The organism is Alicycliphilus denitrificans (assembly GCF_044792555.1).
Taxonomy (GTDB): domain Bacteria; phylum Pseudomonadota; class Gammaproteobacteria; order Burkholderiales; family Burkholderiaceae_C; genus Alicycliphilus; species Alicycliphilus denitrificans_A.
In genome coordinates this window covers 2805270-2823355 of sequence record NZ_CP126238.1, presented here as the reverse complement: position 1 = coordinate 2823355, position 18086 = coordinate 2805270, and the positions used below count along the sequence as shown (strand labels likewise).

General features: G+C 70.1%; 18 protein-coding genes. 8 read left to right on the top strand and 10 right to left on the bottom strand.

Translation table 11 applies throughout. From position 1 onward, the window contains the following. Positions 1–105 precede the first annotated feature (105 nt). From P7644_RS13390 to P7644_RS13360, 7 genes are all read right to left on the bottom strand, one after another. Positions 106–720 carry a c-type cytochrome gene (locus P7644_RS13390; RefSeq protein WP_404299759.1) on the bottom strand — a complete coding sequence of 205 codons (615 nt, stop codon included), beginning with the start codon at positions 718–720 and terminating at the stop codon, positions 106–108. 165 nt (positions 721–885) lie between these two features. Continuing rightward, entirely contained in the window at positions 886–2157 is a 1272-nt protein-coding gene (locus P7644_RS13385) for an MFS transporter (protein ID WP_404299758.1), read from the bottom strand. A 21-nt stretch (positions 2158–2178) separates the two neighbouring features. Next, the gene (locus P7644_RS13380) at positions 2179–2988 is read right to left on the bottom strand and encodes a LytR/AlgR family response regulator transcription factor (protein WP_404299757.1); all 810 of its coding nucleotides are present in this window, start codon (positions 2986–2988) and stop codon (positions 2179–2181) included. Continuing rightward, on the bottom strand, positions 2960–4030 hold the full coding sequence (locus tag P7644_RS13375) for a sensor histidine kinase (protein ID WP_404299756.1): 1071 nt from the start codon (positions 4028–4030) through the stop codon (positions 2960–2962). The genes P7644_RS13380 and P7644_RS13375 overlap by 29 nt, the downstream gene beginning before the upstream one ends. A 23-nt stretch (positions 4031–4053) precedes the next feature. Next, positions 4054–4791, bottom strand: a complete 738-nt coding sequence (locus P7644_RS13370; protein WP_404303202.1) for a DUF6622 family protein — start codon at positions 4789–4791, stop codon at positions 4054–4056. Continuing rightward, positions 4748–5446 (bottom strand): aspartate/glutamate racemase family protein, encoded by a 699-nt coding sequence (locus P7644_RS13365; protein ID WP_404303201.1) that lies wholly within the window; start codon positions 5444–5446, stop codon positions 4748–4750. The genes P7644_RS13370 and P7644_RS13365 overlap by 44 nt, the downstream gene beginning before the upstream one ends. A 47-nt stretch (positions 5447–5493) precedes the next feature. Continuing rightward, the gene (locus tag P7644_RS13360; RefSeq protein ID WP_404299755.1) at positions 5494–6237 is read right to left on the bottom strand and encodes a GntR family transcriptional regulator; all 744 of its coding nucleotides are present in this window, start codon (positions 6235–6237) and stop codon (positions 5494–5496) included. A 144-nt stretch (positions 6238–6381) separates the two neighbouring features. Between P7644_RS13360 and P7644_RS13355 the strand changes: the two genes are divergently transcribed. From P7644_RS13355 to P7644_RS13325, 7 genes are all read left to right on the top strand, one after another. Further along, the gene (locus P7644_RS13355) at positions 6382–7752 is read left to right on the top strand and encodes an amidohydrolase family protein (RefSeq protein ID WP_404299754.1); all 1371 of its coding nucleotides are present in this window, start codon (positions 6382–6384) and stop codon (positions 7750–7752) included. Between the two features lie 55 nt (positions 7753–7807). Then, positions 7808–8809: a tripartite tricarboxylate transporter substrate binding protein gene (locus P7644_RS13350; RefSeq protein WP_404299753.1), complete on the top strand. Its 1002-nt coding sequence runs from the start codon at positions 7808–7810 to the stop codon at positions 8807–8809. A gap of 65 nt (positions 8810–8874) precedes the next feature. Further along, positions 8875–9705, top strand: coding sequence for a polysaccharide deacetylase family protein (locus P7644_RS13345; protein ID WP_404299752.1), 831 nt, complete (start codon positions 8875–8877; stop codon positions 9703–9705). Between the two features lie 10 nt (positions 9706–9715). Beyond that, positions 9716–11164 (top strand): dihydropyrimidinase, encoded by a 1449-nt coding sequence (gene hydA, locus P7644_RS13340; protein ID WP_404299751.1) that lies wholly within the window; start codon positions 9716–9718, stop codon positions 11162–11164. Further along, on the top strand, positions 11161–12609 hold the full coding sequence (locus P7644_RS13335) for an amidase (protein ID WP_404299750.1): 1449 nt from the start codon (positions 11161–11163) through the stop codon (positions 12607–12609). The genes hydA and P7644_RS13335 overlap by 4 nt, the downstream gene beginning before the upstream one ends. Continuing rightward, positions 12606–13358: an aspartate/glutamate racemase family protein gene (locus P7644_RS13330; protein WP_404299749.1), complete on the top strand. Its 753-nt coding sequence runs from the start codon at positions 12606–12608 to the stop codon at positions 13356–13358. Before P7644_RS13335 ends, P7644_RS13330 begins: the two co-directional genes overlap by 4 nt. Before the next feature lie 52 nt (positions 13359–13410). Continuing rightward, positions 13411–14235 carry an undecaprenyl-diphosphate phosphatase gene (locus tag P7644_RS13325; protein WP_404299748.1) on the top strand — a complete coding sequence of 275 codons (825 nt, stop codon included), beginning with the start codon at positions 13411–13413 and terminating at the stop codon, positions 14233–14235. An 85-nt stretch (positions 14236–14320) separates the two neighbouring features. On the opposite strand, the gene P7644_RS13320 is transcribed toward P7644_RS13325, so the two are convergent. Both P7644_RS13320 and P7644_RS13315 read right to left on the bottom strand, forming a co-directional pair. Beyond that, positions 14321–15292 (bottom strand): Bug family tripartite tricarboxylate transporter substrate binding protein, encoded by a 972-nt coding sequence (locus P7644_RS13320; RefSeq protein ID WP_404299747.1) that lies wholly within the window; start codon positions 15290–15292, stop codon positions 14321–14323. A gap of 64 nt (positions 15293–15356) precedes the next feature. Next, complete coding sequence (locus tag P7644_RS13315; protein ID WP_404299746.1) at positions 15357–16418, bottom strand: CDP-6-deoxy-delta-3,4-glucoseen reductase; 1062 nt, start codon at positions 16416–16418, stop codon at positions 15357–15359. Between the two features lie 70 nt (positions 16419–16488). On the opposite strand from P7644_RS13315, the gene P7644_RS13310 reads away from it, so the two are divergent. Further along, complete coding sequence (locus P7644_RS13310; protein ID WP_404299745.1) at positions 16489–17436, top strand: NAD-dependent epimerase/dehydratase family protein; 948 nt, start codon at positions 16489–16491, stop codon at positions 17434–17436. Here the strand turns inward: P7644_RS13310 and P7644_RS13305 are convergent. Continuing rightward, positions 17424–18068, bottom strand: a complete 645-nt coding sequence (locus tag P7644_RS13305) for a DUF4124 domain-containing protein (RefSeq protein WP_404299744.1) — start codon at positions 18066–18068, stop codon at positions 17424–17426. The two genes, P7644_RS13310 and P7644_RS13305, sit on opposite strands and share 13 nt — an antisense overlap. Between the last annotated feature and the right edge of the window lie 18 nt (positions 18069–18086).

Below are 18086 nucleotides of genomic sequence, written 5' to 3'. Positions count from 1 at the left end.
GCCAGTTCCGGTCCGGCCTTCGGCTTTGATGCCGACATGCTGCCCGCCATGTTCTCAGCTTCGCTGCCGGGCGCCCCGGTCGTAGAGCCGCAGGCGCCCTGGCCGCTATTTGCCGCTCAGGTACTCGGCCACGGCGGCCATTTCCAGGGGGGTCATCTTTTCCACCACGGCGTGCATCACGGCGTTGTCGTTGGTGCGCTCGCGCTTGTTGAACTGCCTGAGCTGCTCTTCCGTGTAAGCCGCATGCTGGCCTGCCAGGCGTGGCAGGGCAGAGCTGCCGGCCGCTTCCTGTCCATGGCAGGAGGCGCAGGCCGGCACGCCGCTGAATTTGTTGCCTTTGTGGTAGATGTAGCTGCCCACGGCCGCCAGATCCTGATCCCTGGCGTTTTTCTGGCGGGGCGGGCGGCTGGCGTAGTACTTGCCCAGGGCCACCATGTCCTCGGGGGAAAGATTGGCCGCCATGGGCGCCATGGCCGTGCTCTTGCGCTGGCCGTTCTTGAAATTCTCCAGCTGCTTGGCGATGTAGTCGGCATTCTGTCCGGCCAGGCGGGGGTAGATCGCGCTGGCCGACTCCCCCTCGGCGCCATGGCACAGATAGCATGAGCCGCCGATGATTTTCTTGGCGCGTGCCTCGTCGTCGTTGCTCTGTGCGGTGCCGGCTCCTGTCAGGCTGAGAAAGGCCAGGGCCACGAGGCTGCGGCAAATCTGTGGTGTGCGCATGAAAGGCATTCCCTTTGCTCGAGTCATGAAAAAAGGGGCGCTGGGCACCCCGGGGCAGTGGGTAAGGTAGGGTTTATTCCATTCCTCAATTACTTTGACGGCTTTGCTTGCCATGCTACAGCACGGCCTGCGCTTGGCTTTTGCGTACGTGATTGAAGCGGATGATTAACCCGCGCCCGTGTCGCGCGGCGGCTGCGGCAGCAGGCGAAAACCCAGGGCCGCCAGCACCAGCAGCGCGGCGATGCTGGCCATCACGGCCATGAAGGGGTCGGCGGCTGCCTGCTCCTTGGCGAGCGACGCCACCCAGCCCGTGAACCACTGCATGGCCGCCACGCCCAGGAACATGGCCATGGTGAACACCGCCATGGCACGCCCCGTGAGCGCCGCCGGGTAGGCCGCGCGCACGTCCGCGTACTGCAGGATGAGGTAGCCTGACAGCAGCCCGGTGGCCAGCATGCAGGCCACATCCAGCCAGGCCGAATGCAGCAATGCCATGGTCGCAAACAGCAGCCCCATCAGCAGCGTGCAGGCCACGATCCAGCGCCGCCGCGCGGCCGGGCCGGGATCGATGCGGCCGAACAGCAGCGGGCCGCACAGCGCCACCAGGGACAGCGCCAGGGCCACGTTGCCGCTTTGCACCAGCGAGAAGCCATGGCGCTCAATCAGCATGGGCCCGAGCCAGAGACCGCGCAGGGAGATCAGGGCGGCATAGCTCACGGCGCCCAGCACCACGATGCCCCAGGTATGCGCCAGCGTGAACAGTGCGGCAAAGCGCAGCACCGCTTCGCGCACGGATTCGCGCGCGCCATTCTGCGCACCGTGTCCGGCGGGCTCGTGCACCGTGCGCCAGATCCACAGCCAGGCCAGCAGCGCCATCAGCGCCAGCACCCAGAATCCCGCGCGCCACGACCATTGCTGCACCAGCCAGGCCAGCGGCGTGCCCGTGAACAGCATGCCCAGCGTGCCCAGCGCCATGGCCACGCCGGACATGGCTGCGAAGCGCTGCGGCGCGAAATGCCGCGCGATGAATACCGTGCACACCAGGAAGGCCGGTGCGCAGCCCACGCCGATCAGCGCCTGCCCCAGCACCAGCAGGCCAAAGCCCGGCGCCAGCGCCGACAGCAGCGCGCCCGCGATGCACAGCGGAAACGCCGCCAGGATGGTGCGGCGCACGCCGTACAGGTCGATGCCAATGCCCATGAACAGCTGCATGGCGCCGAAGCTGAAGTGGAAGGTCGCCGCGAACAGCCCCAGCGCCTGGGGCGAGAGCACAAACTCCGACTGCAGCGGCGCGGCCAGGATGGCGGCCACGGTGCGAAAGGCCGAACTGAGCGCAAAGCCCGAGGTCAGCGCCACCAGCATCAGCAGTGCCGTGCGGGAGGGCATCGATGTGATCGCGGCGGGTGCGGTGGCTGGGCTGCTGCTGGTGTCGGGCATGGGTGCCAAGGCTAGCGGGAATTACATGGCCTTGAACAGCGGCGCGTAGAGCCGGCTCACGGCCAGGCGCTCGGGCCGCTCGCGCAGCTGCAGCTGCAGGCGGCCGGCCTCGTCGCGCCAGGTGCTGGCGATGGCGCTGGCGCGCACCAGCGTGCCGCGGTGTACCTGCCAGAACACGGCCGGGTCGAGCCGGGGCTGCAGCTCCTTGAGCGGGGTGCGGATCAGATATTCCTGCCGCGCCGTGAGCACGCGCACGTATTTGTCGGCGGCCTCGAAGTACAGCACCTCCTCCAGCGGCACCATGAGGATCTGGTTGCCGCGGCTGGCCTGGATCACGGTCAGCGGCGCGCTGGCCGACGGCTGGGCCGGCGCCAGGCCGGGTACCTGCACCAGCTGGCGCAGCTGGGCCAGCGCCTGCTCCAGCGCCGGCGGCGCGGCCGGCGCGCCGCGCAGCTGCAGTGCCTGCTGCAGCCTGGCCACGGTCTTGCGCAGCCGCTCGGGCTGCACCGGCTTGAGCAGGTAGTCCACGGCCTGGGCCTCGAAGGCCTGCACGGCGTACTGGTCGTAGGCGGTGACGAAGACCAGCACCGGAAAGGGCGCATCCGCGGGCCAGGCGTCGGCCAGTTCCACGGCGGCTTCCAGGCCGCTCTGGCCCGGCATGCGGATGTCGAGGAACAGCACCTCGGGCGTGAGGCGCAGCGCCTCGCGCACGGCCGACAAGCCATCGCCCACGCTGGCGACGATGTCAAGTGTGGGCCAGGCCTGCTGCAGCTCATGCTGTAGGGCTGCGGCCAGCAGGGGTTCATCCTCGGCGATCAGGGCACTCGGCATGGTATTCCAAGGGAAAAGTGACTGTAACGCTTGTGTCACCTGCGCTGGCAGCTATTAATTCAAGAGTTGCCGCGGCGCCATACAGCGTGGCCAGGCGCTCGCGCACCTGCCGCAGTCCAAACTGCGTGCCGGCCGTCGCGGCTGCGGCCCCGGGGCCGGCGCCGGTGTCGTGCACGCTCAGCCGCAGGCGCGCGGCCTGGCCCGGTTCCTGTAGCAGCCGCGCCTGCACCGTGATGCTGCCGCCCGCCAGCTGCGGCTCCAGCCCGTGGCGGATGGCGTTTTCCACCAGCGGCTGCAGCAGCAGCGGCGGCACCGGCATGTCGCGCAGCGCATCGGGCAGGTCCAGGCTGTACCGCAGGCGCGGCCCCATGCGCACGGCGATCAGCGCCAGGTAGTCGGCCAGGCGCGCAAACTCCTCGGCCAGCGGGTGCAGCGTGCTACGCGAGGCGCCCAGCGTGGCGCGCAGGTAGGCGATCAGGTGGTCCAGCATGGCCTGGGCGCGCACCGGGTCGGCGGCGATCAGCGCGCGCAGGTTGGCCAGGGTGTTGAACAGCATGTGCGGCTCCAGCTGCGCCTGCAGCAGCTTGAGCCGTGCCTCGGCCGCGTCGCGCTGGGCCTGCGCCATCTGCAGCTGCAGCAGCTGGGCCCGGCCGCGGCTGACAAAGAGGAACGAAATGGCCCCCGTGGCGAGCACGGTGATGACCAGCGCCGCGGGCAGGTTGGCCTGCTGCCACAGCAGGCGCGGGCGGCCGCTGTAGGTGTCGCCCAGCAGCGAGCCCAGTACAAAGCCGCAGGTCGTGCCCAGTGTAATCAGCAGCACGCCGCGCCAGCCCGCGGGCCAGGCCCGGCCCTCGGGCGCCGGCAGCAGCATGCGCCCCAGATCGATCACGGCCCAGGCCACCAGGCCGATGGACAGCGAGTAGGCCAGTTGTACATCCCACGGGCCCTGACCGGTCAGCGTGAGCGCCAGCGCAATCGTGCAGCAAAACACCGCCGTCACCAGGCCGTGGCGCAGGAGGGAGCGGACGTCGGGGCGCTGCATGGTCGGGCATCTTAAATGCGTAGTCAGGCGATACCTGGCCGCATGCCCTGCACCAGGCGCCACAGGCGTGCCGCACGCGCCAGCAGCAGGCCGTTGTACAGCCCGTAGAGCGCGGCGACCTGCAGGGCAAAGTGGCTGTCATGTGCCAGCTGGGGCTGTAGCGCCAGCTCCACGCCGACGAGGTACTTGGTCAGGAAGATGGCCAGGATCAGCAGCAGGGGCATGGGGCTGCCGGGCAGGCGAAAGCGCAGGGTCTGTGCGTCAAAGCGCACGCCCGCGGGGGGTGCGGCGCGCAGCGCCAGGCTGGCGAGCGTGGCCGCCGCCGTGGCCAGCAGCCAGGCGGCGAGGGCGCGGCCGCCCGCGCCGGCGCCAAAGGCCGACAGCAGGCCCCAGGCCGAGAATGCGCTCAGCGCCAGCGGCATCAGCAGCACGCGGCGCGGCCCGGCGTGCCGCGGCAGCATTTGCGACAGTCCCAGCCAGAGCAGGGCGGCCAGCAGGCCCCAGACCCAGGCGGGTGTGCCCTGGACGATGGAGAGCAGCATCTGTGGCTGGTGCGTGGCGATCTGGATCAGCATGGTGGGCTCCTGTGCGGTGTGGGGATGGAGCGCACTGTGCGCGCCGCCGCCCGCGCCCGCCAGGGCCGTGCGACGGATGGCAGCTGCCGTGGTGCGAGATGCGGCGCTGGCGGCGCGGATGGCGCGGCCGGGGCCGCCGCGGCTACGCCAGGCGCCGGGCCAGCGGTGCGCCGGTGCCGGTGACACGGCGTCCGTGCGGCGGCGCGTAGCTGCCCGCACGGTGCGCGGCGGGTTTCTGTGCGCCCAGCGCGACGGCCTGCCAGGCTGCGGCCTCGATGCCGTCGATCACCGGCACCGGTAGCCGCGGCTGGACGGCCGGACGATACCCGGCCAACACCGCACCCGACAGCACCAGCACGTCCAGGCACTGGTCCTGCACGAGGCGGGCCGCGTGTTCCGCCAGCGCGTCAGCCACGGCCGGCTCGGGTGCGTCGCCGGACTGCGGCGTGAATGCAGCCGGCAGTTCGATGCCGGCCCAGCCCGCCATGCGGCCGGCTATGCCCATGCGCCGGGCCTGTTCCTGGTACAGCGGCAACATGCGCTCGCCTAGCGTGAGCAGCCCGATGCGCCCCCCCAGCTGACAGGCCGTTAGCAGCGCCGCCTCCAGCATTCCGACCACCGGAATGTCCAGCAGTTCGCGCAGCGGCTCCAGGCCGGCATCGGTCGAGATGCCCAGCAGCATGGCGTCGCATCCCTCGGCGTGGGCGGCGCCCAGTTCCAGGGCCGCCGACGCGGCCAGCGTGTTTTCCGTCCGGCTGCCGACCACGGCCGGGCCGTGTGGGGCGGTCACGCCGACGAGGGTCGCGGCGCTGCCGACCGCGGCCTGCGCGACGCGCAGCATGCGGTCGGTGATGAAGCCGCTGGTATTGGGGTTGGCTAGCAGGATCTTCACAGGTTCTCCTTCAGGGCCGAGCGCAGGATGTCCGCGACCTGCGGCTCCTCGTCGGCGATGCGCGACAGCACCCGCTGCTCGACCTGGGTGAGATGGTCCAGCATTGCGCGCACGGCCTCGGCCGCGTCGTGCCTGGCTAGCGCCGCCATCACCGGTTCGTGTTCCTCGGGTGCACAGCCCGATGCCTGAGCGGGCTCGAATAGGGCCACGTACATCTGCGTCCTGGCGATCAGCAGCTCGAGCATCTCGCATAGCCGGGCATTGCCCAGCATCTCGGCCACCAGCAGATGGAAGTCGCCGGCCAGCTTGACCGACTCGTCGCGCCGTGCCAGCCGGCTGGCGTTGCGCTCGGCCTGCAGGTGGGTCTTGAGGCGCAGGACCTGCGTGGCCGTGATGTCGCGCGCCAGCAGCGCCAGTATGCCGGCCTCCAGGGCCTTGCGGGCCTGATAGGCCTCCAGCACCTGCTCGCGTGTGGGATGCGGCACGAAGGCCCCGCGGTTGGCGTGCAGCTCCAGCTTGCCTTCCTGGCCCAGGCGCAGCAGCACCTTGCGCACGAGGCCCCGGGTCACGCCGAACTCCTCGGCGAGGTAGCGCTCCCGCAGCGGCGTGCCCGGCCGCAGCCGCCCCTTCAGCAGCGAACCGGCAATGGCTTGGTAGAGGCTTTCCTCGGTGTACGTCTCGGCGCCTTCCTCCTGGGCGAGGGCGGGCGCTGCGGCGGATTCGGCACGAAGTTTCTTCATGCGATGGATTGTGCTTGCACTTGGATAGGCGCGGTTCAATAATGGTTAACCATTTAATAATTTTATGGTTGACAAAAATAATCGTTCTGGCGTACCTTTTGGGTGCGCTCGCACCAGAACTGATTTTTCGAGGACCCTGACGCAATGACTACCTCCACTACCGCCGAACCGTTCGACCTGATGCTGCTTGACGCGCATTTCCTGACGGCCGATCCGGCCCGGCCCCTGGTGCGCGGCGGCGCTCTGGGTATTCGGGGCGGCCGCATCGCCTGGCTGGCGGACCGTCCGCCGCAGGCCTACCAAGCGAGCCGCACGCTGCGCCTGGGCGATCACTTCGTCACCCCGGGTTTCGTCAACGTGCACCTGCATTCAATCCTGACCATGGTGCGCGGCGTGGCCGCCGACCTGGGGTTCGCGCCCTCGTACACGCCAGGTATTCCCAAAGGGACGCAGGTCAATCCCTGGCAGGCCCGCGCACTCGCGCGGCTGGGCGCGCTGGAGGCGCTGCTGTTCGGCTCCACGGTGATCGGCGACAACTTCGTCCATGCCGATGTCACCACCGAGGCCATGGAGGAGCTGGGCGTGCGGCTGTGCCCGAGCTGGCGCATCCACGACGTGGACTTCGCGCGCGTGGCGCATGGGGACTGGCATTACGACGCGGCCATTGGCAGCCGCACGCTCAAGGCCGGGCTCGCCCTGCGCGAGCGCTGGAAGGACCACCCGCGCGTGCGCGTGAACCTGGCAGCGCATGCGGTGGATACCTGCTCGGACGGCTTCCTGCGCGAGATCGCACAGGTGGCCACGGAGTACGGCATGGTGGTTTCCACCCACCTGGGCCAGAGCAAGGTGGAGGTGGAGCGCGTGCGCGAGCGCACGGGCCGCACCAGCACCGAGGTGCTGGAGGAAACCGGGCTGCTCAATGCGCGCCTGATGGGCGGCCACTGCATCTACGTGACCGAGAGCGACATCGCGCGGCTTGCGCGCGCCGGCGCCCATGCGGTCCACATCCCGAAGTGCAACGCGGCCTCGGGGCGGCTTGCGCCCACGCCGGCGCTCAAGCGCGCGGGCGTGAATATCGCGCTGGCCACCGACACGCAGCACGGCGACATGGTGGAACTCATGCGCTGGGCGCTGGCCACGGCGCGTGTGCAGGAGGAGCGCGTCGATGCCGAATGGCAGCCGCACCATGTGCTCCACATGGCCACGCTCGGCGGCGCCAAGGCGCTGGGGCAGGACGCTGAGATCGGCAGCCTCGCCGTCGGCAAGCAGGCCGATCTGGTGGTATTCGATGCGGCACGCCCGCACCTGCGTCCGCACGTGGACCCGCTGGGAACGCTGGTGCACACGGGGCAGGGGCGCGACGTGCGCATGGTGCTGGTGGCGGGCGAGGTGCTGGTCGAGGACGGTCGCCCCACGCGCGTGGACCTGGACGAAATCTGCGCCGAGGCGGAGCAGGCCTCGCGCGAGCTGTGGGGCGCGGAGGGCAAGCCTTATTGGCAAACGGCCGCGGCATGAGCCTGGCGCAGTGTCTGCATGTGTCGATGATCTTAGTTGTCTGAATGGAGCATTTATGAAACGCACTACCCGCGCCGGCTTCATCCGCCGCATCGGCCTGTCCATTGCCTTCGCCGCCGCGGCCGCCATGCCGTGTGCCGCGATGGCCGAGGATGCGGCGTCCTACCCGACCAAGCCGCTGCGCCTGCTGGTGCCCTTCCCGCCGGGCGGCGCGGCCGACGTCTTTGCCCGTTTCATCGGCGACCGGCTGGCGCAGAGCTGGAAGCAGGCGGTCATCGTCGAGAACCGGCCCGGCGGCGGCGGGGTGGTGGCCACGCAGGTGGCGGTGAAGGCGCCTGCCGACGGCTACACGCTGCTCGTGGTCACCGTGGGGCACGCGGTCAATCCGCACATCCAGGCCAAGCTGCCCTACGACACGCTGAAGGACCTGCAGCCGGTGGCGCGCATCGCCACGCTGCCGAGCGTGCTGGTGGTCAACAACAATCTTCCCGTGCGCAACGTGGCCGAGCTGATCGCGCTGGCCAGGGAGCGCCAGGGCAAGCTCACCTATGCCTCGTCCGGCAACGCGACGACCAGTCACGTGGCCGGGGCGCTGTTCACAAGCCAGGCCAGGATCCAGCTGATGCACGTCCCCTACAAGGGATCGGCCCCCGCCATCACCGACCTGATCGGGGGGCAGGTGGACATGATGATCGACCCCCTGGTTTCCTCCGGGCCGCACATCCAGTCCGGCAAGCTGCGGGCGCTGGCCGTGAGCACCGCCCAGCGCTCGCCACTGGCGCCCGACCTGCCGACCCTGGCCGAGGCGGGCGTGCCGGGCTACGACTTTTCATCATGGTTCATCATGCTGGCGCCCACGGGCGTGCCAGCGCCCATCGTGAACAAGATCACCGGCGAGGTCGCGCGCATCCTGGCGCAGCCGGAGACGCGCGAGAAGTTCGTCCAGCTCGGGGCCGAGCCGGGGCGTGGAACGCCGGCCGAGCTGCAGGCCTTCCTGGCTTCGGAAGTGAAGCGCTATGCCGACGTGGCCAAGGCCGCGGGAATGCGAGTCGACTGATGCAGCGCGACCTGACTGGCTATGGCGCCAATCCGCCGCACCCGCGCTGGCCGGGCGGCGCGAGGGTGGCGGTGTCCCTGGTGCTCAATCTCGAGGAGGGCGCCGAGTACGCGATCGCCGAGGGCGACGACCGCAACGAGGCGGTCTACGAGGTGATCGACCGGCTCGACGGCATTCCCGACCCCTGCCTGCAATCGCATTTCGACTACGGCACGCGCGTCGGCTGGTGGCGCATCATGGACGTGCTGCAGCGCTACGGCGTGCCGTGCACGGTCAGCGCCTGCGGCCGCGCGGTGGAGCGTTCGCCGCAGCTGGCGCAGGACGCCGTGCGCCGCGGCCATGAAGTGTCGGCGCATGGCTGGCGCTGGGAGAGCCATGCCCGCATGGGCGAGGCCGAGGAGCGCGAGGCCATCGCGCGCACGGTGGCCGCGATAGAGCGCGCCACCGGCGTGCGGCCCGTCGGATGGCACACCCGCTCGGCGGCCAGTCCGAACACGCGCCGGCTGCTCATGGAGGAGGGGGGCTTTATCTACGACAGCGATTACTACGGCGACGACCTGCCTCTCACCATGCCGGGCTCGCAGGGACGGCCTTACGCCGTGCTGCCCTATGCCTTCGATACGAACGACATGCAGTTCCAGCACACGCACCGCTTCGTGCGCGCGCACGATTTTTCCGGCTACGTCAATGACGCATTCGACTGGCTCTGGCGCGAGGGCGAGACCGCGCCGCGCATGATGTCGGTGGGGCTGCATCTGCGCATGCTCGCGCGGCCGGGCCGCATGCCGGCGCTCGAACAGATGCTCGAGCACATGCTGTCGCGCGGCCAGGTCTGGTTCGCGCGCCGCGACGCCATCGCGCGCCACTGGCTGGCCACCGTGGCCCATCACGCATAGGAGACTCGACGTGCAGACCCCATTCGACACAGTGATCCTCAACGCCGACGTGGCGACGGCATCCGACCGCTACCGGGCCGATATCGGTATCCGCGGCGGGTGCATCGCGGCCATCGGCGCGGGCATCGGGCCGGGGCGCGAAACCATCGATGCCCGCGGGCGGCTGGTCACGCCGGGCGGCGTGGACGCCCATTGCCATCTTGACCAGCCCATGGGCGACGGCTCGCGCATGGCCGACGACTTCATCACTGGCACGCGCTCGGCCGCCTGCGGTGGGACCACCACCGTGATTCCCTTCGCGGCGCAGTCCAGGGGGCAGTCGCTGCAGGCCGCGGTGGACGACTACCATCGGCGCGCCGACGGCAAGGCCGCGATCGACTATGCCTTCCACCTGATCGTCGCCGATCCCACCCCCTCGGTGCTGCGCGAAGAGCTGCCCCGGCTGGTGGCCGAGGGTTGCAGCTCGTTCAAGGTCTACATGACCTACGATGACCTGAAGCTCAATGACCGCCAGGTGCTCGATCTGCTGGCGGTGGCGCGCCGCGAGGGCGCGATGGTGATGGTGCATGCCGAGAATGCCGACTGCATCGCCTGGCTCACGGAGCAGATGCTCGACGCGGGCCTGACCGCGCCGCGCTACCACGCGCATGCGCGGCCCATGCTGGTCGAGCGCGAGGCCACCCACCGCGCCATCGCCCTGGCGGAACTGGCGGACGTGCCGATACTCATCGTCCACGTTTCCGGGCGCGAGGCCGTGGAGCAGATCCGCCAGGCGCAGGGCATGGGTCTGAAGGTCTACGGCGAAACCTGCCCGCAGTACCTGTTCCTGACCGCGGAGCACCTGGAGCAGGAGGGTTTCGAGGGCGCCAAGTGCATCTGCAGCCCGCCGCCGCGCGACCGCGCGAACCAGGAGGTGATCTGGCGCGGCCTGGACAACGGCACGTTCCAGTTGCTGTCGTCCGACCATGCGCCCTTTGCCTTCGCCGGGCCGCACGGCAAGCAGGCCCATGGCGGCGATGCCTCCTTCGACCGGATTCCGAACGGCATTCCCGGCCTGGAGACGCGCATGCCGCTGCTGATGTCGCACGGCGTGATGGACGGCCGCATCGACATCCACCAGTTCGTCGCGCTCACCGCGACCAATGCCGCAAGGATCTACGGACTGTTTCCGCGCAAAGGCACGCTGGCCATCGGCTCCGACGCGGATCTCGTGATCTGGGACTTGGGCCAGCCGCGCACGATCCGTAACGAGCAACTGCATCACGCGGTGGACTACACCCCCTACGAGGGCATCGAGGTGAAGGCCTGGCCCGCGGTGACGCTGTCGCGCGGCGTGGTGGTGTGGCAGGACGGGCGCTACCTGGGCCGCGAGGGCCACGGCCAGTTCCTGCGCTGCGACCGGCCCGCGCCCGCCCAGGTGCGCGGGCGCGGCTATCGGGGGCCGCTGTGGCAAGCATGACGCAGGCGCCGTGGCGCCTGTCGGCGCGCGAGGTGGCCCGGGCGGTGGCGGCGCGCGAGTGCAGCGCGGCCGAGGTCGCGCGCAGCGTGCTCGACCGCCTGGAGCAGGTGAACCCCCTCCTGAACGCCGTGGTTTGCCACGATGCCGGGGAGACGCTGCGCCAGGCGCGGGAGGTGGATGGCCGCCTGGCGCGCGGCGAGGCGTTGCCGCTGGCCGGGGTGCCGGTCACCGTCAAGGACAACCTGTGGGTGGGCGGCTGGCGCGTCACGCAGGGCTCGCGCCTGTTTCGCGACTTCATCGCGCCGCAGGATGCCTGGGCCGTGGCCCGGCTGCGGGCGCTGGGCGCGGTGATCGTCGGCATCACCAATTGCTCCGAGTTCGCCTGCAAGGGCGTGACCAGCAACCTCGTGTACGGGGCGACGCGCTCCCCGTGGGACCTGCGGCTCACGCCCGGCGGTTCCTCGGGCGGCGCCGTGAGCGCCACGGCCGCCGGCATCGGCGCCCTGGCGCTGGCCACGGATGCCGGCGGCTCCACGCGCCGGCCCGCCGCGCATGCGGGGCTGGTGGGCATGAAGCCGACCTTCGGCGTGATTCCCTGCGGCCCCGGCTTCGAGGAGCCGACCTTCGGGTTGTCCGTGATCGGCCAGGTCGGCCGCGACGTGGCCGACGTGGCCTGGCTGTGGCAATGCCTGCTAGGCTACGACGGCGCCGACTGGGGCGCGCAGCGCTGCGCGCCGCTCGATCCGCCCCGGCTGGGCGAGGCGCCGCCGCGCACGCTGCGCGTAGCCTGGAGTGCGGACCTGGGCTGTGGCTACCCGGTCGATGGCGACGTGCTCGCAGCTCTCGAGCAGCGCGTGCGTGGCCTGGAGCGCGACGGCTACAGCGTCGCGCACGCCGCGCCGCAGTGGCCCGCCGATCTGGCCTCCACCGCGCTTCTGGCCTTGCAGCACGCGGGCCTGGCCGCGCTGCATGGCGCGGCGCTGGATGCCGATGGCGACGCGCTCGACTCCGATCTTGCGGCCCAGGTGCGCCAGGGCCGGGGCTACGGCGGTGTGGAGATCGCCCAGGTCTTGCTGATGCGCGAGCGCATCCATGCGGCCTGCGCGCGGTTCTTCGAACAGTTCGACCTGCTGTTGTGCCCCACTACGCCCACGGTCTCGTGGCCCGTGGAGCGGCTGGGCCCGCCCGAGATCGGCGGCCTGCCCGCCGGCCCGCGCGGGCATGCCGTCTTCACCCCATTGTTCAACTTCGCCCAGGTGCCCGCGTGCTCCGTGCCAGCCGGACTGGTGCGCGGCCTGCCCGTCGGCCTGCAGGTGGTCGGCCCGCGCTATGCGGACGCTTCGGTGCTGGCCATGGCGGCCCACCTGGAGCGCCTGGGCGGCCCGGCTGCGCGCTGCGCGCTCTGGGACCAGTTTCCAGGCAACACCCCCTCCTTGATCCCATGAAACTGCTCGTCATCAATCCCAACATCTCGGCCAGCGTGTCCCAGCTGATCCACGACGAGGCCGTGCGCAGCGCGTCGGCGGACACCCGCATCGAGGTGGTCACGGCGCGCGCGGGCGTTGCCTACATCGAGACGCGCTTCGAGGCCATGCTGGGCGCCCATGCGGCGGCGCAGCTGGCGGCGGAGCATGTGGCAGAGGCCGACGCCGTGATCGTCGCCGCCTTCGGCGACCCGGGCCTGACAGCGCTGCGCGAGGTGCTGCCCTGCCCGGTCACGGGCCTGACGGAGGCGGCGCTGGCGAGCGCCTGCCTGCTGGGCCAGCGCTTTTCGATCGTCGCGATCTCGCAGCGCATCCGCGCCTGGTACGCCGAGACAGTGCATGCCTACCGGCTCGATGGCCGGCTGGCCAGCATCCGCGGGCTGGACGAGCCGCTGGCCGACATCGGCAATGTCCAGGGCAACCAGGGCGAGCGCCTGGTGCAGTTGGCCGAGCGGTGCGTGCGCGAGGATGGGGCGGACGTGATCGTCCTGGCCGGCGCCCCGCTCGCCGGGCTGGCGCGCTCCATTGCCGGGCGCATTCCCGTGCCGGTGGTTGACGGCGTCTCCAGTGCCGTGCGGCATGCGGAAACGCTGGTGCGCATGGGGGCGGGCCGCGCGCGCGCCGGCAGCTTTGCCGCCCCGCCGGCCAAGGCGCACCAGGGACTTTCGGACGAGGTGGCGGCGTTGCTCGCGCTTGTGCAGCGGCAATGACGCGCGGGCCGCATGGCGGCCCTGCAATAATCCGCGTTTTCTTGGAGTGCGCGTGGACATTGTTTTGCTGCTCAAGGCCACCATCATGGGCGTGGTCGAAGGGTTGACCGAATTCCTCCCCATTTCCTCCACCGGCCACCTGATCCTCGCGGGCGCGCTGCTGGGCTTCGACGACGCCAAGGCCAAGGTCTTCGACATCGCGATACAGACCGGCGCCATCTTCGCCGTCATCCTCGTGTACTGGCAGCGCATACGCGACACGCTGGTGCAGCTCCCGACCCAGCGCCAGGCGCAGCGCTTTGCGCTGAATGTGCTGATCGGCTTCTTCCCGGCCGTGCTGCTGGGCCTGCTGCTGGGCAAGGCCATCAAGGCGCATCTGTTCACGCCCACCGTCGTGGCCTCCACTTTCATTCTTGGCGGCTTCATCATCCTGTGGGCCGAGCGGCGCCAGCAGCAGGCGGTGCGCATCCAGTCGGTGGACGACATGGGAGCGTGGGACGCGCTCAAGGTGGGTCTGGTGCAATGCCTGGCCATGGTGCCGGGCACCAGCCGCAGCGGCGCCACCATCATCGGCGGCATGCTGCTGGGCCTGTCGCGCAAGGCGGCGACCGACTATTCGTTCTTCCTGGCCATCCCTACGCTGATAGGCGCGGGCGCGTACAGCCTGTACAAGGAGCGCGCGCTGCTCTCCGCGACCGACGTGCCGCTGTTTGCCGTGGGCCTGGTGTTCTCGTTCATCAGCGCCTGGCTGTGCGTGCGCTGGCTGCTGCGCTACATCAGCTCGCACAGCTTTGTGCCGTTTGCCTATTACCGGATCGTGTTTGGCGTGGTGGTTCTGCTCACGGCCTGGACGGGAATGGTGCGCTGGGTGGAGTGAACGTCGGCCGGTTTCGCTATCAAAAAAGATAGCTCCTTGCGCAATCCGGCCAACGGTTTCTGGGTTAAATCAAGGTGATTTTGGTTTAATCCACCTTGGCGCCCGAGCTTTTCACCACCTGCTGGTACTTGGCACGCTCGGCGGCCATGAAGGCGTCGAACTGCTCGGGCGTGGTGGGGACGGGTTCGGCCATCAGGGCGGCAAAACGGGTTTGCGTCTCGGGCGCCTTGAGGGCATCGGTGAAGGCCTTGTTGAGCTTGGCGATGACCGGCTGGGGTGTGCCGGCTGGCGCCACCAGGCCCCACCAGGTGTCGATGGCAAAGCCCTTGAATGTGTTGGAAAGCGGCGCTACGCCGGGCAGCATGGGACTGGCGGCCAGCGAGGTCACGGCCAGCGCCTTGAGCTTGCCGGCCTTGATGTTGGGCGCGGCGGCGGCCAGGTTGTCGATGTTGAAGTCCACCTCGCCGGCCAGCAGCGCCAGCTGCGCCGGGCTGGCGCCGCGATAGGGGATGTGCAGGGCGTAGATGCCGGCCTTCTGCTTGAACATCTCGCCCGCCAGATGGCCGGCGCTGCCGTTGCCGCCGCTGCCGTAGTTGAGCTTGCCGGGGTTGGCCTTGGCGTAGGCGATCAGGTCCTGCAGGCTGTGGATCTTGAGCTGCTCGGCGCGCGCGGCGTTCACCACCAGCACGTTGGGCACGCGCACCATCTGGGTGATGCCGGCGAAGTCCTTGGCCGCGTCGTAGGGCATGCGGCTGTAGAGCCAGGGGTTCACGGCATGCGTGGCCGTGGCGGCGATGCCAATGGTCAGGCCGTCGGGCGCGGACTTGGCCACCAGGTCGGCGCCGATGTTGCCGCCGGCGCCGGCCTTGTTGTCCACGATCACCACGCCCAGCGTGTCGCGCACGCGCTCGGCCAGGGCGCGCGCCGTCACGTCCAGCGGGCCGCCGGGCGCGTAGGGCACGACCAGGCGGATGGGGCTATCCTGCGCGTGGCTCAAGGGGGCGGCGAGCAGTGTGCCGATGGCGGCGGCGGTGAAGAGGAGGTTTCTGCGATTCATAGACATCCGTGGTGAAAAGTGCGCCGGCGCGCGGGGGCATGCGCCAGGCAGTGAGAAGGCTTTGTCAGCCGCCGTGCTTGTCGGCTTCGGAGGTGAAGGCGTCGGCGTAGAACTCGTCGCTCGGCAGGCCGCGCTCGGCACTGTAGGCCACGCGCGCCGAGTCCACCACGATGGGCGCGCCGCAGGCATAGACCTGGTGGCCCGAGAGGTCGGCAAAGTCGTCCATGACGGCCTGATGCACGAAGCCGGTGCGCCCCGTCCAGCCGTCCTCGGGCAGGGCGTCGGAGACCACGGGCACGTAGCGCAGCTGGGGCATGGCGGCCAGGCGCTCGCGCACCCAGCCGTCCATGTACAGGTCCTGTGGGCGGCGAGCGCCCCAGTACAGCGTGGCGGCGCGCGTGATGCCTTTGTGCTGCATCTGCTCGATCAGCGCCTTGATGGGCGCAAAGCCCGTGCCCGAGGCCAGGAAGATCATGGGTTTGTCCGAGTCCTCGCGCAGGTAGAAGCTGCCGAACGGCCCCTCCACGCGCAGGATTTCCTTTTCCTTCATGGCGCCGAAGACATGGTCGGTGAACCTGCCGCCCGGCATGTGGCGTATGTGCAGCTCCACGCCGGGTGTGCCCTGCTGCATGTGCGGCGCCGTGGCCATGGAGTAGGCGCGGCGCGCGCCATCACGCAAGATGAACTCGATGTACTGGCCCGCGTGGTAGCGGAAGCTGTCGTTGGCCGGCAGCTGCAGCTGCACCTGCATCACATCGTGCGTGGCGCGCTGAAGCGAGGACACGCGCACCGGCAGCTTCTTGATGGGGTAGGCGCTCTCGTCCGTCACCTGGCGCGACTCCAGCACCACGTCGCTCAAAGGCCTGGCGCAGCAGGTGAGCACATAGCCGGCTTCTTCCTCCTCGATGCTCAGCGCCTTGTGCTGGTGCTCGCCATGCACCACCGAGCCGCTGAGCTTCTTGCACTTGCACGAGCCGCAGGCGCCGTCCTTGCAGCCGTAGGGCAGGCCCACGCCGCTGCGGATGGCGGCCGAGAGGATGGCCTCGCCGGCCTGCGCCTCGAAGGCGCGGCCGCTGGGCTGCACGCTGATCTGGAAGGCCGCTGCCGCGGTCTGTGTGCTGGTCATGTATGGGTATCCTTGGCGTTCTTTTCTGTGCGGGGGAACTGTATCCCCGCCTTGCTCGACGGAGCCGATTTTGCCCTCAAACCAAAACCCTCTCGGCGCCCTGCCGGCGCGCTTTCGGCGCCAGCGCCTGCTCATCATCGGCTGTGGCGATGTGGGCCTGCGCGTGGCGCGCAACTTCAATGCGCGCCTGCGGGTGCTGGCCCTGACCTCGTCGCCCGCGCGCGTGAGCGAGCTGCGCGCCGCCGGCATCACCCCCCTGGTGGGGAACCTGGACGCCGCGGCCTCGCTCGCTCGCCTGGGCGGCCTGGCCACGCGCGTGCTGCACCTGGCGCCACCGCCGGGCCAGGCCGAGGCCGGCACTCGCTGGTGGCTGGATCCGCGCAGCACGGCGCTGGCGCGCGCGCTGCGCCGGCGCGCGCTGCCGCAGGCCCTGGTCTATGCCTCCACCAGCGGCGTGTATGGCGACTGCGCGGGCGACTGGGTGGCCGAGTCGCGCCCCGTGGCTCCGGCCACGCCGCGCGCCCAGCGCCGCGTGAATGCCGAGGGCGCGATGCGCCACCTGGGCCACGCGGGCGTGCGCGTGAGCATCCTGCGCGTGCCCGGCATCTACGCCCCGGACCGCGAGGGCGGCACGCCCGAGGCGCGACTGCGCCGCGGCACGCCCGTGCTGGCAGAGCCGGACGATGTCTACACCAACCATATCCATGCCGATGACCTGGCGCGCGCCTGCGTGGCGGCCCTGTGGCGCGCGCGGCCGCAGCGCGCCTACAACGTGGCCGACGAGAGCCAGCTGAAGATGGGCGATTACTTCGACCTGGCGGCCGACCTGTATGGCCTGCAGCGCCCGCCGCGCGTGCCGCGCAGCCTGGCGCAAGAGCAGCTGCCGCTGTCGCTGCTGAGCTTCATGGGTGAGTCGCGTCGGCTGCTCACCACGCGCATGGCGCGCGAACTGCGCCTGCGGCTGCGCTATCCCACGGTGCGCGAGGGACTTGCCGCTGCGCCGCATCAGCGTGGATAGGTATTGCCCTGTGCGTCGTAGCAGCGGAACACGTTGCAGTTGCTGATCTCGCGCCGCGGTGGTGCGGGCCGTGGCGCAACGCCCGCCGCTGGCGGGCCGTAGTAGGGGGCTGTATAGGCCGGGCGGTAGCCGTGGCTGCGTTCGGTGCGCGCGTAGTCGGCGGGGCTGAGGCAGGCCAGGTCGGCCTGGCGCTGGGCCGCGTAGAGCCTTGTCTGCTCGTCATACATGCCCTGGCCCAGGGTGGCCAGTACGTCCTGCAGATGCTTGCGCGCGCGCAGGCAATCGGGCGAGTGCGCGCGGGCGTTGTCGGTTGCCGCGGCGCTGCTGGAGCGCGCGGCGCGTTCTGCACGCTCGGCAAACCGGCGCTGCCGCTCCTCCAGCTGCTGGCGCTCTTGCTTGCGCTCCAGGGCCTCGGCCGCCTGTTCTCTCTCTTGTGCGATCTCCTGCGCGCTCCTGCGCGCCTCGACCTCGCGCGCCGCCTCGCCGCGGCGGCAGTCACCGTCGGTATAGGTGACCTTGCCGGTGGCCGTATCGGTGCAGCGCAGCACCTGGGCCGCGGCGGGCAGGGTGCTGCAGGCGGCAATCGCCAGGCCCAGAACCACGCCCGCGGTGTGATGAGCCGATAGCGGCATGGGCCAGGGCGGAGCGGT

Bases quoted from the DNA above. Each gene is read 5' to 3' on its own strand.
- P7644_RS13390 (WP_404299759.1), bottom strand. From the start codon at position 720: ATGCGCACACCACAGATTTGCCGCAGCCTCGTGGCCCTGGCCTTTCTC.
- P7644_RS13385 (WP_404299758.1), bottom strand. From the start codon at position 2,157: ATGCCCGACACCAGCAGCAGCCCAGCCACCGCACCCGCCGCGATCACA.
- P7644_RS13380 (WP_404299757.1), bottom strand. From the start codon at position 2,988: ATGCCGAGTGCCCTGATCGCCGAGGATGAACCCCTGCTGGCCGCAGCC.
- P7644_RS13375 (WP_404299756.1), bottom strand. From the start codon at position 4,030: ATGCAGCGCCCCGACGTCCGCTCCCTCCTGCGCCACGGCCTGGTGACG.
- P7644_RS13365 (WP_404303201.1), bottom strand. From the start codon at position 5,446: ATGCTGCGCGTCGCGCAGGCCGCGGTCGGCAGCGCCGCGACCCTCGTC.
- P7644_RS13360 (WP_404299755.1), bottom strand. From the start codon at position 6,237: ATGAAGAAACTTCGTGCCGAATCCGCCGCAGCGCCCGCCCTCGCCCAG.
- P7644_RS13355 (WP_404299754.1), top strand. From the start codon at position 6,382: ATGACTACCTCCACTACCGCCGAACCGTTCGACCTGATGCTGCTTGAC.
- P7644_RS13350 (WP_404299753.1), top strand. From the start codon at position 7,808: ATGAAACGCACTACCCGCGCCGGCTTCATCCGCCGCATCGGCCTGTCC.
- P7644_RS13335 (WP_404299750.1), top strand. From the start codon at position 11,161: ATGACGCAGGCGCCGTGGCGCCTGTCGGCGCGCGAGGTGGCCCGGGCG.
- P7644_RS13330 (WP_404299749.1), top strand. From the start codon at position 12,606: ATGAAACTGCTCGTCATCAATCCCAACATCTCGGCCAGCGTGTCCCAG.
- P7644_RS13320 (WP_404299747.1), bottom strand. From the start codon at position 15,292: ATGAATCGCAGAAACCTCCTCTTCACCGCCGCCGCCATCGGCACACTG.
- P7644_RS13315 (WP_404299746.1), bottom strand. From the start codon at position 16,418: ATGACCAGCACACAGACCGCGGCAGCGGCCTTCCAGATCAGCGTGCAG.
- P7644_RS13305 (WP_404299744.1), bottom strand. From the start codon at position 18,068: ATGCCGCTATCGGCTCATCACACCGCGGGCGTGGTTCTGGGCCTGGCG.